Raw genomic sequence first — 12726 nt, forward strand, 5'->3', positions numbered from 1 at the left:
CGTGTGGGGGCGCGCCCGGGGGTTTGGGGGCTGCTGTGATGGTGCCCGGCTGCGGCGGGGGGGGGGGCGGCCGCGGCCGGGGCGGGGGGGCGGCGGGGCGCGGCGCCGCCCGGGCAGCCCGCCCCCCCCGCGGGCCGGCCCCGCCGCCCGCCCCCCCCGCGCCGCGAACTGGCCGCCCCAGCCGTCGTCAACGCCGCCGGCGCCTGGGGCGGCCACCTCGCCCGGCTCGCGGGAGCCGAGCTGCCCGTCCTCCCGCGCCGGGGCTTCGTCCTGGTCACCGAGCCCCTGCCGCGCATCGTCCGGCACAAGGTGTACGCCGCCGACTACATCGCCGACGTCGCCAGCGGCTCCGCCGCCCTCCAGTCCTCCCCGGTGGTGGAGGGCACCCCCGCCGGACCGGTCCTCATCGGCGCGACCCGAGAGCGCGTGGGCTTCGACCGGGGCCTGTCCGCCCCCGCGCTGCGCCGGCTCGCCGCCCAGGCGGCCGCGCTCTTCCCCGTCCTGGCGGACGTCCATGTGATGCGTGCGTACCACGGCTTCCGGCCCTACCTCCCCGACCATCTGCCCGCCATCGGCCCCGACCCGCGCGTGCCGGGGCTGTTCCACGCCTGCGGCCACGAGGGCGCGGGCATCGGCCTCGCCCCGGCGACCGGACTGCTGATCGCCGCGGCGCTGCGCGGGGAGCGGCCCGCCGTCGACCTGGGGCCGTTCCGGCCCGAGCGCTTCACGACTCAGCGCCTCGCCGAGGGCGCCGACAGGGAGGGAACAGCGCAGTGAGCAGAACACCGGCATCCTTGGCGCGGTCCGAGCCGGAGCCCGGGTACGAGATCACCTTCGACGGCCGGCCGGTCGCCGCGCTGCCCGGCCAGAGCGTCGCCGCCGCCCTGTGGGCCGCGGGAATCCTCGCCTGGCGCACGACCCGAGACGGCGGCGCCCCGCGCGGCGCCTTCTGCGGCATCGGGGTCTGCTACGACTGCCTCGCCACCGTCAACGGCCGCCCCAACCAACGCGCGTGCCTGGTCCCGGCCCGCCCCGGCGACGCGGTCACCACGCAGAAGGGCACAGGCCATGACGACCTCGCGGTCTGAGCGGTCGGAGCGGTCTGAGCCGTCCGATCGGTCAGTGCCGTCGGAGCGGTCTGAGTCGGCCGAGCGATCCGTGCCGTCCGTGCCGTCCGAGCGGCCTGGGTCGGCTGATCCCGCCGGCATGGCCGCCCCCGCCGGCGTGGCCGACCTGGCCGTCGTCGGCGCCGGCCCGGCCGGACTCGCCGCCGCCGTGACCGCCGCGGGCCTCGGGCTCCGTGTGACGCTGCTCGACGCGGGGGAGCGGCCCGGCGGCCAGTACTACCGGCATCCCGCCCCCGGCCTGCGCGCCAAGCGTCCCCAGGCCTTGCACCACGGGTGGCGGGAGTTCGCCGACCGGGAGCGAAGGCTCCGTGCGTACGAGACGGCGGGCCGCGTCCGGTATCTGCCCGGGCACCATGTCTGGACGGTGCTCCCCGACCCCGACCCCGACCCCGACCCGGACCGTCACCCGGACCCGGACCCGGACCCGGACCCTCACCCGGACCCGGACCCTCACCCGGACCCGGAGGCCGGACTGGGCGAGGACCGGCGGATCTGGCGGCTGCACGCCGTGGCGGGCCCCGACGAGCTCGCCGTCGCGGTCCGGGCCCGTGCGGTGCTGCTCGCCACCGGAGCCTACGAGCGCCAACTCCCCTTCCCCGGCTGGACCCTGCCGGGCGTGGTGAGCGCCGGAGGCGCACAGGCCATGCTCAAGTCCGCCCTGGTGCTGCCCGGTCGACGGATCGTCGTCGCCGGCAGCGGCCCGCTGCTGCTCGCCGTAGCCGGATCGCTCGCGTCCGCGGGCGCGAAGGTCCCGGCGGTCGTCGAGGCCGCCGCCTACACCGCGTACGCACCGCACGCACAGGTCCTGCTGCGCAACCCGGGCAAGCTCGCCGACGGCGCGGTGCACGGGAGCGCGTTGCTGCGGCACGGCGCACGGCTGCTCGCCCGGCACGCCGTCACCGCGGCCCACGGCGACCGCCGGGTGGAGGCGGTCACCGTCGCTCGGCTCGACCGCGACTGGCGGCCCCTGCCCGGAACCGGCCGCACCATCCCCTGCGACGCGCTGGCCGTGGGCCACGGGCTCGTTCCTCAGCTGGAGCTCGCCACCGGGCTCGGCTGCGCGACTCGCCCGGGGGCCGACGAAACCGTCGCCCTGGAGCTCGACGACGAGCAGCGCACGTCCGTGCCCGGCGTCTGGTCGGCGGGGGAGACCGGCGGGGTCGGCGGCGCGGAACTCGCCCTCGCCGAAGGCGAGCTGGCCGCCCTGTCCATCGTGTCCGCCCTGCGCGGCGTCCCGCCGCCCGGGCGCACGGCGGCGGCGCTCGCCCGCCGCCGCGACCGGCTGCGCGCCTTCGCCGAGGTGATGGGCGCCGCCCACCGCCCCGGGCCGGGCTGGACGCGGTGGCTGGACGACGCCACGCACGTGTGCCGCTGCGAGGAGGTGCCGGCCGGGCTGATCAGAGAGGCCGTCGACGCGCTCGGGGCGCGGGACGCCCGTACCGTCAAGCTGCTGACCCGCGCCGGGATGGGCTGGTGCCAGGGCCGGATGTGCGGCCCCGCCGTGGCCGGCCTGGCGGGCGCGGAGGCCGCGGCGGACCGCCGGCCCCTGTCCTGCCCGGTGCCGCTGCGTCACCTGGCCGCGCTCCCCGACCCGGACGACGACGGCCCCGCCGATCCCTGAGCTTCGACTCTGACGCTCCATCAACAGGGTGCGAGAGACAGCCGCGCGACCCTTGTGGCCGCACTTCACCCCTCAGTAAAATGTCACACCTCACACTAGGAGTCCCCATGGCACTCGCACCTCGTACGCGCCCCTGGCACGGCATCATGGTCGCCACCGCCCTGCCTCTGCGTGATGATCTCTCCGTCGACCACGACGCCTACGCCGAGCACGTCGCCTGGCTCATCGCCAACGGCTGCGACGGCGTGGTGCCCAACGGCTCCCTCGGCGAGTACCAGGCCCTCACCGACGACGAGCGGGCCCGCGTCGTCCGCACCGCCGTCGAGGCCGCGGGCGACGGGGCCCGGGTGATGCCCGGCGTGTCCGCCTACAGCAGCGTCCAGGCCCGCCGCTTCGCCGACGAGGCCGCCGAGGCGGGCGCCGGATCCGTTCTGGTGCTGCCGCCCAACTCCTACCGCGCCGACGAGCGGGCCGTCCTCGCCCACTTCGCCGAGGTCGCCCGCAGCGGCCTGCCCGTCGTCGCGTACAACAACCCGCACGACACCAAGGTGGACCTCGCCCCCGCCCTGCTCGCGCGACTGCACCACGAGGGCAGCATCGTCGCCGTCAAGGAGTTCAGCGGCGACGTCCGCCGCGCGTACGAGATCGCCGAGCTAGCCCCTTCCCTCGACCTCCTGATCGGCGCCGACGACGTCCTCCTCGAACTGGCCCTGGCCGGCGCGGTCGGCTGGATCGCGGGATACCCCAACGCCCTGCCCGCCACCTGCGCCGACCTCTACCACGCGGCGGTCGCCAAGGACGTAGAGACGGCCCTGCCCCTGTACGCGTCCCTGCACTCGCTGCTGCGCTGGGACAGCAGGACCGAGTTCGTCCAGGCCATCAAACTCTCCATGGACCTGGCGGGCCGCCGGGGCGGACCGTGCCGTCCGCCGCGCCTGCCGCTGGACGCCCGGCAGGAGGCCGCGGTGCGCGCCGCCACCGAGAAGGCGCTCGCCGAGGGACACAGGTAGGAAGCAGGCCGCACGGCCGCACCAGGCTACGGACCCAACGCCGTGAACAAGCAGCACACAGAAGGAGAGAGGGGAACCGTGCGCACCCGCCACGTCTACCACGCCGTCGACTCGCACACCGAGGGCATGCCCACCCGGGTCGTCACCGGCGGCCTCGGCGTCATCCCGGGCGCCACCATGGCCGAGCGCCGACTGCACTTCATCGAGCATCTCGACCACGTCCGCACGCTGCTCATGTACGAGCCGCGCGGCCACTCCGCCATGAGCGGCGCGATCCTCCAGCCGCCCACGCGGCCCGACGCCGACTTCGGCGTCCTGTACGTCGAGGTGTCCGGCCTGCTCCCCATGTGCGGCCACGGCACCATCGGCGTCGCCACCGTCCTGGTCGAGACCGGCATGGTGCCCGTCGTCGAGCCGGTCACCACGGTCCGGCTCGACACGCCGGCGGGGCTGGTGAGCGTCGACGTGCGGGTCGAGGACGGCGCCGCGACGTCCGTCACGCTCACCAACGTGCCGTCCTTCTGCGTCGCCTTGGACCGCAAGACCGAGGTGCCCGGCTACGGCGCCGTCACCTACGACCTGGCCTACGGCGGCAACTTCTACGCCTTCGTCTCCCTCGACGCCCTCGGCCTGCCCTTCGACCGCGCCCGCAAGGACGACCTCCTCGCCGCCGGGCTCGCCGTCATGGACGCCGTCAACGCGACCGACCGCCCTGTGCACCCGGAGAACCCCGACATCGGCGGCGTCAAGCACGTCTACCTCGCGGCCCCGGGCTCGGACGCCGTGCACTCACGGCACGCGATGGCCATCCACCCGGGCTGGTTCGACCGCTCGCCCTGCGGCACCGGCACCAGCGCCAGAATGGCCCAGCTGCACGCCCGGGGCGAACTCCCCGTCGGCCGCGACTTCGTCAACGAGTCCTTCATCGGCACGCGCTTCACCGGCCGGCTCGTCGGCGAGACCACGGTCGGCGCCCTGCCCGCGGTCGTCCCCACCGTCACCGGCCGCGCCTGGATCACCGGCACCGCCCAGTACTTCCTGGATCCCTCCGACCCGTTCCCCGGAGGCTTCCTCATGTGACGCCACCAGCAGCGTGACGCGAACGGCCGTGCCGTGCACGGCAGGTGACCAGCGCCTGGGCCGTTGAAACGTGACATTGTACGCTGGCACCCCGCGTCATCTCGGAGGACAAGCCATGGGCGACCTGAAGCAGCGCAACCTGATCACGGCCCAGGAACGCCTGCGCGACCAGGTCGCCCACGCGCTGCGCGCCGCCCTCGTCGCCGGCGAGCTGCGCCCCGGCAGCGTCTACTCCGCCCCCGGCCTCGCCGCCGACTTCGGCATCTCGGCCACCCCGGTGCGCGAGGCCATGCTCGACCTCGCCCGCGAAGGCCTGGTCGAGCCGGTGCGCAACAAGGGCTTCAGGATCACCGAGGTCAGCGAGCGCGACCTCGACCAGTACACCGAGCTGCGCGCGCTGATCGAGGTGCCCACGGTCGGCAGGGTCGTCCGCACCGCCACCGCGGAGCAGTTGGAGGAACTGCGCCCGATCGCCGAGGAGATCGTGGCCCAGGCCCGGGACCACAACCTCATCGGCTATCTGGACGCGGACCGCCGCTTCCACCTCGGACTGCTCGCGCTGGCGGGCAACGACCGTCTCGTCGAGACCGTCGGGGACCTGCGCAAGCGCTCCCGTCTCTACGGCCTCACCCGGCTCGACGAGCGCGGTCAGCTGATCTCGTCGGCCGAGGAGCATCTGGAGCTGCTGGACCTGATGCTGACCGGCGACGACGCCGCCGCGGAGGCCTGCATGGCCCGCCATCTGGGCCACGTACGCTCGCTGTGGGCCAAGGCCCGCGACGAGCCGGTGGAACCGCGCCCCCAGCGCACCCTCGGAGGCGGCGTCGGCGTCATCGGCCGGCAGGCTCGCTGAGAGCTGAGAGCTGAGAGCTGAGAGCTGAGACTCGGCCGAGCCTCACCACTTCGGCTTGCGCACATGGGCGTAGACGAAGGGGCCCGGCGGATGGTCCTCGAAGTGGAGGTGCGGGCCCGTGACGTTGCCGGTCGAGCCGACCTTGCCGAGCCGCTGTCCCGCCTTGACCCGCTGTCCCGTGGCGACGCCCCGCGAGGACAGATGGCAGTACACGTACACACGGCCGTTGTCGCCCTGGAGGCCGATCCAGCTGCCGTACGCGCCGCCCCTGTTGTTCGACCACTGGATCGAGCCGCTGCGGACGGCGACCACCGGGGTGCCCGACGCCGAGGCGTAGTCCTCACCGGTGTGATAGCCGGCGGCGTACCGTGCGTTCTGGATGCCGTAGCGGTAGGTGACGCGGTGCCCGGGCACCGGGGAGCCGACCTTCGCCGACCCAGCCGGCGCGGCGGCGGCGCGGACGGTGAACCCGCAGCGCTCGCCGAGCTTCTTGAGCGACTCCAGGCCCGGAAGGCCGTCCGCCTGCGCGCCGGAGAAGCCGAGCTGGCGCTGCCACTTGGCGTACGCCTTCCTCGTGAGCTCGCCGTAGACCCCGGGGCCCGAGCTGAAGTCGAGCCCCACCGCCTCGGCCAGAGCCTTCTGCACGATCAGGACGCTGGCGTTGTTCGCGCCGGGGAACAGATCCGCAATGCTGACGACCTTGGACATGGTCCCTATCCCTTCGAGGGCCCTGGTTCAGTACCCGCACGGCCCTCGGTTCGGGTCGAACTGGCAGACACGGCCCGCTAGGTTCGTACCGTCGCGGTACACGCCGTAGCGGACCATGACGTAATTCATGGAGGCGCAGATATTGGCGACGCCGTCGTAGATGCCCTCCGACGTGCCCGGCTGGTGGTACGAGGAGAACGTCGGCGGGATGACCTGCATGAGCCCGCGGGAGCAGTTGCGCGGATGGCCGTCGCTCTGCCGGGGGCCGGTCGCGTTGCTGTCCCAGCTGTTCACCGCGTTGAAGCGGTACGAGGACTCGCGCCCGGCGGCGACCATGATGCCGGGCACCCAGTGCTTCTCCGGGACGCCGAGGACGCGGCAGGCCTCCTTGGCCGCCGCCGTGGTGCTGCCGTCCTCGACGCGGTCGAACTTCACGCTCGACAGCGGGATCGCCACATGGCTCCCGGCCGTGCCGCCCGTCGGCGGGCGGCCGTCGAAGAAGCCCAGCCCGCGCACGGCGAAGTTCTGACGTCGGCCCAGCTCGGTGAGCGAGAAGCGGCCGAACACGCCGTCCGCGTCGGAGCCGGTGAGACCGAGCTTGCGCTGGAACGCGGCCACCGCTCCCTGCGTACGCGGACCGAACGTCCCCGGCGCGGACGCGTAGTCGAGCCCCACCTCCGTCGCCAGCGCGCCCTGGACGATCCGTACGGAGGTGTTCCGCGCGCCGAAGACGACCTCCGACGCCTTCACCGAGACGTCGCCGCGCGGCAGCACCGGACCGGGCCAGCGCCATGACTCGACGGGGGCGCCGCCACGGGGGTCGTCCGGGTCGGCTGTGGGGGGACAGCCGTTCTCGAAGACGGGAGCGAAGTACCCGAGGATGTCGGGTCCGTGCCGGTCGGGGCTGCGGGAGAACACGCCGTAGCCCTGGTCTGCGCCGGCCGAGCCCTGGGCGTCCTGGGGAGAGACGTCGCCGCCCTTGGTGTAGACGTGCGTCTCGTCGAAGCCGACCACGACGCTGGTGCGCCCGTTGCGGGAGAGGCTCGTCCACGCTCCGACGGACGGATACTGCGACCACTGGTCGCGGGTCCTCGCCCAATCGACGGCGACGGAGGCGTCGCTGACCTTGGGGACGAGGTGCTCGAGGCCGACGTCGGCGTACATGTCCCAGTTGAACATCACGCACCATGGCTCGCCGTCACGCTCGAACTGGGAGCGGTTGTTGATGTCCTCGTCGGGCCCGTTCGTGTCGTACAGGCCCTCGGGAACCCGCTGGATGTGATCGACCAGGGTCCGCCATTGAGATGCTGCCATCGCCACCACATCTTCCGACGACGTGGGATATCAGGCCCCGAGAGGACGCGCGGTCGCAGGCGCCGGTGCAGATGTGCGGGCGCACTGCTGCCAGAAGCTCCATCACACCACTTCCAGGGAATCAGCTACACCCTGTGATCGCCACTGGAGGGAGCTGTGCCGGCGCCCCCGGCGCCCGGCCGGATCGGGTCGTCGCCCCGGCCGACGACGGCGCGCAGGTCCGGTGCCTGCGCGCCGTCTCGTCCAAGGCCGCCCAGTCAGGCGGCGCTTCGGCTACGTGCCGCAGAACTCGGCTTCGAACACGTCCTGGTAGAGCCGGCCGTCCTCCAGCCAGTCGCCGTTGAGCTGGAAGGCCAGGCTGTGCCGGCCGTCGGCGGTGGTGGCCGCGCTGGTCAGGGAGCCCCAGACGATGCCGTCGTGGCCGTACACCTTCTCGCCGCACGTCAGGGTGCGGACGATCAGGCCGAGACCGTAGTCGAAGAAAGAGCCCGTCGGCACCGTCGTGAGCAGCTCCTTCTGCTGGGCGGGCGGGAGCAGGGCGCCCTTCATCAGGGCGCTGTAGAAGCGGTTGAGGTCTCCGGTGGTGCTGATGACCTCGCCGGTGGCGCCTGACCACGACGGGTTGTACTCGGTGGCGTCGTAGATCTCGGGGCCGGGGTTCGGCGCGTACAGCTTCGAGTAGCCGATCGGGTGCGGAGCCGGCATCGTCGGGTCGACGCCCGGGAACGTCGTATGCGTCAGGCGCAGCCGGTCGACGATGCGCTTCTCGGCCTCCTTCGCGTACGGGCTGCCGGTGACCTTCTCGATGATCATGCCGGCGAGCACGAAGTTGGTGTTGGAGTAGTTCCAGCCCTTGCCCGGCTCGAAGTCGGGCTTGTACTTGAGGGCCATGTCGACGATCTGCTGCGGCGTCCGAGTCTCGTAGCGGTGGGCCAGGAAGCCCGGGCCGTTCATGTACTCCCGCCACTCGGGGGTCGACACCGAGTCGGGCACGCCGCTCGTCTGGTTGAGCAGCTGACGGACCGTGATCTTGCTGCCGTCGTTGCCGTTGCCCTGTACGACGCCGGGGAGCCAGCGCTCGACCGAGTCGTCCAGGCTCAGCCGCTTCTCGGCCTCCAGTTGGAGCAGGACCACGGCGACGAAGGACTTGGTGATGCTGCCGGCGCGGATGCGGTCGTCGGCCGTGCGCCCCCGCTGCTTGTCGGTGTCGGCGAATCCAGCCGAGCCGAACCAGCGCCCCGCCCGGGTCGAGGCCTCGGCGGCGACGCCGGGCATTCCGCCCTTGGTGTGGAGGGCGTCAACGGCGCGCTGTGTGGCGGAATGCGACCCGGTGTCAGGGGATTCCGCGGCGACGGCGGCGCCGACGGGCTGGGCGAAAGCGATGACGGCGGCGATCGTCGCCGCCGTGCGGCTGAGCAGAGTTCCGGATTTCCGTAACGGGCGCTTGGACACGGCTATTCCTTCCCAAGGAAGAGGACCGGCCGCGAGGCGGGTCCTCGAGAAAGGGCGAGTCTAAACACCAAGATCCACTTGGGTCCGGGGATTTTCCGGCGACCGCTGCACAGCCCGTCGCCCGTCGCCGATTCCCAGAGCCTCGTCGATAGGGCCAAGAGAAACGGAACGCATTCCTCAATAGGCGCTGAGCTGGGGAGTCATGCGCAATTGGGCGAGGCTGAGTGGTGTGGGAAGTCGTCGGCAAACGGTTTTCCTTTCCAGGAACTCCCGTCAGTTGGGCCGTTTTGAGGCGCATTCTGGCCGAAGAAGACTGCCGTCCAGCCTCAGACCGGGAGCAGCCGGGCGATCAACGAGCTCAGCTGCTGGGCATTGCGGCAGGGGTGCATCTCCACGACGGACGCGTACTCCAGCGCCGCGGAGTCGCCGGTCGGCCACAGGGAGGTCTGCTCGGGGTTGAGCCAGTAGATCCGGCGGGCCCGCCGGGCGATCTGCTCCAGGGCGGGCAGGTTCGGGTCGCTCATGTTCGTACGGGCGTCGCCCAGGACGAAGACCGCGGTGCGCGGGCCGACCGCGTCGGCGTACCGCTCGGCGAACTCGCCCAGCGCCGCGCCGTAGTCGCTGTGCTCGTGCCAGCCGGTCACCGTCGCCTCGGCGAGGATCCGCTCGCCGAGGCCCGCCGGGTCCGCCCTCCCCTGCGCGATCAAGTCGGTCACCTCGTCGACGCGGTTGACGAAGGCGAAGACGCGGACCTTGCTGAACTGGTCGTGCAGCGCCTGCACCAGCAGCATCGTGAAGTTCGCGAAGCCCGCCACCGAACCGGAGACGTCGCACAGCAGCACGAGCTCAGGGCGGGCCGGCCGGCGCCGTCGCAGGACGGGCCGCACCGGCACGCCGCCCGTCGACAGCGAGCCGCGCAGGGTCCGGCGCAGGTCGATCCGCCCGCGCGCGGCGCGCCGCCGCCGGGCCGCAATGCGGGTCGCCAGCTTGCGCGCGAGCGGCTGGACCGCGCGGCGCAGCTCTTCGAGCTGGGCGCGGCCCACGAGGAGGAAGTCGACGCGGTCCGCGCTCGTCGCGACCGCGCGGCGTGCGATCCGGTCCGTGCCACGACGCTCGGCGACCCTGCGGCGCGCCTCGGTGCGCACGCGCGCCCGGAAGCCCTCGATACGGCGGCGGATCTCGTCGTCGTCGAGCCGGTCGGTGAACGCGCCCCCGTCCGAGCCCTCCCGGATCGCCGCCCGCACCCGCGCCAGCAGCGTCTGCGGCCGCAGCCGCTCGAGCGTCTGGTACGCCGACCAGCCGTCCCCGGCCGGGGCGCCGCCGAACCCGCCCAGGCCGTCCACCGCCTCGCCCGCCAACTGGCCCAGCAGCGCCTGGTCGTCGGCGGCCAGAGCGGCGATCAGCCGCTCGCGCAGCGCGGCCGTGTCGGCGTCCTGCCACGGCGATCGGCGGACGCCCTCGGGCGCGCCGACGCCGAGCGGAAAGTACAGGTCGAAGACCGGATCGAAGACGGCCCGCTGGCCCTCGTGGTGGAGGAGCGTGGCGGCCAGGCCCTCCCGCATCCGCTCCCGGTCGGCCAGCCCCAGTGCCACAAGCGCGTGCGCGGCGTCCACCGTCTCGCCCGGCCCGATCCGCAGGCCGTGCGACCGCAGCGCCTGGACGAGACCGCTGAGCCGGTCCCCGACGCCGGCCGGCGGCGCGTTCACACGGCGTCCAGATCGAGCTTGGCCGACGCCTTCAGGACGTCGTCCTGGTGCTTGAGGATTACGCCGAGGCTGTCGCGCACGACCCGCTCGTCCAGGGCGTTCGCGCCGAGAGCGAGCAGCGTACGGGCCCAGTCGACGGTCTCCGCGACCGACGGCGCCTTGCGCAGGTCCATCGCGCGCAGGGCCCCGACCACCCGGACCACGGACGCGGCGAGGGCCTCGTCCAGACCCGGCGCCTTCAGCCGCACGATGCGGCGCTCCAACTCCTCGTCGGGGTAGCCGATATGGAGGAACAGACAGCGGCGGCGCAGCGCCTCGGACAGCTCCCGGCTCGCGTTCGAGGTCAGGACGGTGAACGGGCGGCGCGTCGCCGTGATCGTGCCGAGCTCGGGCACCGTGATCTGGAAGTCGCTCAGGACCTCCAGGAGAAGGCCCTCGACCTCGACGTCCGCCTTGTCGGTCTCGTCGATCAGCAGGACTGTCGGCTCCTCGCCCCGTATCGCGGTGAGGAGGGGGCGGGAGAGCAGGAACTCCTCGCTGAAGATGTCCGTGCGCGTCTCGTCCCATGACGCGTCGCGGCCCGCGGTGATCCGCAGCAGCTGCTTGGCGTGGTTCCACTCGTACAGCGCGCGTGCCTCGTCGACGCCTTCGTAGCACTGCAGCCGGACCAGGCGCGCGTCGGCGACCGCGGCGACGGCCTTGGCCAGCTCCGTCTTGCCGACGCCTGCCGGGCCCTCGACCAGGAGCGGCTTGCCCAGGCGGTCGGCGAGGAAGACGGTCGTGGCGACGGCCGGGGAGGCCAGGTATCCGGTCTCGGCGAGACGTGCGGACACGTCGTCCACGGAGGTGAAGTACCCGGTCGTCATAGGGCGTTCTCCCGGCTCTGGGTGCGCGCGATGGGCTGGCCGTCGTACTCGATCACCTCCCCGGGCCGGTCCACAACGGGGAGGAGGGTGTTTGCGTCGAACGTCACGGTGCGGACGGCGCCCGGCCGTGCCGGCGGGCGCTCGCCCGCGGCTCCGGTCCGGCGTGGGCCTGGAGGTCAGATGCGCCAGCCGCGGATGCGGTCGGCTGCCTGGTAGACGTTCGCCTTGCCGGATCGCACCTCGCGCACCAGGTCGACCATCGCGCCGTACGGGGGGTCGACGCCCTCGCCGGCGGCGTGCATATAGGCGGCGGCGACCTGGCAGGCGTACAGGCTGTTGCGGTAGGGCAGCGGCTGGAGCCGCACCAGGGTGTGGAGCAGGGCCGCGGCGCGCCAGGCCGGGTCGGGCTCGGCGGCGGCGGGGCGCGGGATGCGGGTCTTGTGGCGGGCGACGGCGGCGACGAGGGCGGAGTAGTCGGCGACGCTGACGTCCTCCGGGACGGCCTGCTCCTGGACGTCCAGAAGCCAGGGGACGTCGATGTAGAGGACCATCAGGCGGCTTCGGCTCCCTGCCGGCGGTCGGCCGGGGGGATCTCGTCGGGGAACGCCTCGTCGAACTCGGCACGGTGCGCCTCGCCCCAGGAGACGGCGTAGCGGACGAACTGGAGGCGCTGCTGCTCGCGCAGCGGAAGGTCGTGGACGTACTGCTTCAGCGACTTTCCCTCGGCGGCCGCGGCGGCGCGGACCGCTTCGAGCTCCTCGTCGGTGAAGGTGATGTTCAGGGACGGCATACCGTGATGGTACCAAGTAGGTACCTGACCGGCCAGACGTGCCGAGGGCGGGAGGGGAGCCGGCCCGAGGGCGCGAGCGAGGGGCCCGGCCGGGCCTGCCGTCCGACTGCCGGGTTAGGTCTTCCGGCATAGGGGTACTCGGCTCGGCAGCCGGCGATGCGACCGCCCGGCCCGCGAGCCGGTGGGGCGGTCGGCGGAC

Annotated in this window: 12 protein-coding genes and 1 pseudogene; 6 read left to right on the forward strand and 7 right to left on the reverse strand. The window is 73.1% G+C overall.

Annotated features, from left to right (window positions below; all coding sequences use genetic code 11):
• Positions 1–159: 159 nt before the first annotated feature.
• The 6 genes and pseudogenes from AB0M39_RS39250 to AB0M39_RS39275 all read left to right on the forward strand — a co-directional run.
• Positions 160–777, forward strand: a pseudogene (locus tag AB0M39_RS39250) (FAD-binding oxidoreductase); the annotation flags it as partial.
• Positions 774–1088, forward strand: coding sequence for a (2Fe-2S)-binding protein (locus tag AB0M39_RS39255; protein ID WP_365373143.1), 315 nt, complete (start codon positions 774–776; stop codon positions 1086–1088). The pseudogene AB0M39_RS39250 and the gene AB0M39_RS39255, both read left to right, overlap by 4 nt.
• A gap of 118 nt (positions 1089–1206) precedes the next feature.
• Positions 1207–2748 (forward strand): NAD(P)/FAD-dependent oxidoreductase, encoded by a 1542-nt coding sequence (locus tag AB0M39_RS39260; RefSeq protein ID WP_365373146.1) that lies wholly within the window; start codon positions 1207–1209, stop codon positions 2746–2748.
• A gap of 107 nt (positions 2749–2855) precedes the next feature.
• A complete protein-coding gene (locus AB0M39_RS39265) occupies positions 2856–3758 on the forward strand; it encodes a dihydrodipicolinate synthase family protein (RefSeq protein WP_365373149.1) in 903 nt (300 codons plus the stop codon).
• A gap of 78 nt (positions 3759–3836) precedes the next feature.
• On the forward strand, positions 3837–4838 hold the full coding sequence (locus AB0M39_RS39270) for a proline racemase family protein (protein ID WP_365373152.1): 1002 nt from the start codon (positions 3837–3839) through the stop codon (positions 4836–4838).
• 115 nt (positions 4839–4953) lie between these two features.
• Entirely contained in the window at positions 4954–5691 is a 738-nt protein-coding gene (locus tag AB0M39_RS39275) for a GntR family transcriptional regulator (RefSeq protein WP_365373154.1), read from the forward strand.
• 42 nt (positions 5692–5733) lie between these two features.
• Here AB0M39_RS39275 and AB0M39_RS39280 read toward each other — a convergent pair whose 3' ends face one another.
• The 7 genes from AB0M39_RS39280 to AB0M39_RS39310 all read right to left on the reverse strand — a co-directional run bounded on the left by AB0M39_RS39280 (position 5734) and on the right by AB0M39_RS39310 (position 12527).
• Positions 5734–6399, reverse strand: coding sequence for a peptidoglycan DD-metalloendopeptidase family protein (locus AB0M39_RS39280; protein WP_365373157.1), 666 nt, complete (start codon positions 6397–6399; stop codon positions 5734–5736).
• A 27-nt stretch (positions 6400–6426) separates the two neighbouring features.
• Positions 6427–7713, reverse strand: a complete 1287-nt coding sequence (locus AB0M39_RS39285) for a peptidoglycan-binding protein (RefSeq protein ID WP_365373160.1) — start codon at positions 7711–7713, stop codon at positions 6427–6429.
• A 273-nt stretch (positions 7714–7986) separates the two neighbouring features.
• Positions 7987–9165: a serine hydrolase domain-containing protein gene (locus tag AB0M39_RS39290; RefSeq protein ID WP_365373163.1), complete on the reverse strand. Its 1179-nt coding sequence runs from the start codon at positions 9163–9165 to the stop codon at positions 7987–7989.
• Between the two features lie 326 nt (positions 9166–9491).
• On the reverse strand, positions 9492–10871 hold the full coding sequence (locus AB0M39_RS39295) for a VWA domain-containing protein (RefSeq protein ID WP_365373165.1): 1380 nt from the start codon (positions 10869–10871) through the stop codon (positions 9492–9494).
• Positions 10868–11737 carry a MoxR family ATPase gene (locus AB0M39_RS39300; protein WP_365373168.1) on the reverse strand — a complete coding sequence of 290 codons (870 nt, stop codon included), beginning with the start codon at positions 11735–11737 and terminating at the stop codon, positions 10868–10870. The genes AB0M39_RS39295 and AB0M39_RS39300 overlap by 4 nt, the downstream gene beginning before the upstream one ends.
• A 176-nt stretch (positions 11738–11913) precedes the next feature.
• Complete coding sequence (locus tag AB0M39_RS39305; protein ID WP_365373171.1) at positions 11914–12288, reverse strand: toxin Doc; 375 nt, start codon at positions 12286–12288, stop codon at positions 11914–11916.
• Positions 12288–12527, reverse strand: a complete 240-nt coding sequence (locus tag AB0M39_RS39310) for a hypothetical protein (protein ID WP_365373174.1) — start codon at positions 12525–12527, stop codon at positions 12288–12290. Before AB0M39_RS39310 ends, AB0M39_RS39305 begins: the two co-directional genes overlap by 1 nt.
• Positions 12528–12726 lie beyond the last annotated feature (199 nt).

It is taken from the genome of Streptomyces sp. NPDC051907 (genome assembly GCF_040681075.1).
Taxonomy (GTDB): Bacteria; Actinomycetota; Actinomycetes; order Streptomycetales; family Streptomycetaceae; genus Streptomyces.

Excerpts from the sequence above, each read along its gene's own strand:
- AB0M39_RS39260 (WP_365373146.1), top strand. The coding sequence starts at position 1,207 with ATGGCCGCCCCCGCCGGCGTGGCCGACCTGGCCGTCGTCGGCGCCGGC.
- AB0M39_RS39265 (WP_365373149.1), top strand. The coding sequence starts at position 2,856 with ATGGCACTCGCACCTCGTACGCGCCCCTGGCACGGCATCATGGTCGCC.
- AB0M39_RS39275 (WP_365373154.1), top strand. The coding sequence starts at position 4,954 with ATGGGCGACCTGAAGCAGCGCAACCTGATCACGGCCCAGGAACGCCTG.
- AB0M39_RS39280 (WP_365373157.1), bottom strand. The coding sequence starts at position 6,399 with ATGTCCAAGGTCGTCAGCATTGCGGATCTGTTCCCCGGCGCGAACAAC.
- AB0M39_RS39285 (WP_365373160.1), bottom strand. The coding sequence starts at position 7,713 with ATGGCAGCATCTCAATGGCGGACCCTGGTCGATCACATCCAGCGGGTT.
- AB0M39_RS39300 (WP_365373168.1), bottom strand. The coding sequence starts at position 11,737 with ATGACGACCGGGTACTTCACCTCCGTGGACGACGTGTCCGCACGTCTC.
- AB0M39_RS39305 (WP_365373171.1), bottom strand. The coding sequence starts at position 12,288 with ATGGTCCTCTACATCGACGTCCCCTGGCTTCTGGACGTCCAGGAGCAG.
- AB0M39_RS39310 (WP_365373174.1), bottom strand. The coding sequence starts at position 12,527 with ATGCCGTCCCTGAACATCACCTTCACCGACGAGGAGCTCGAAGCGGTC.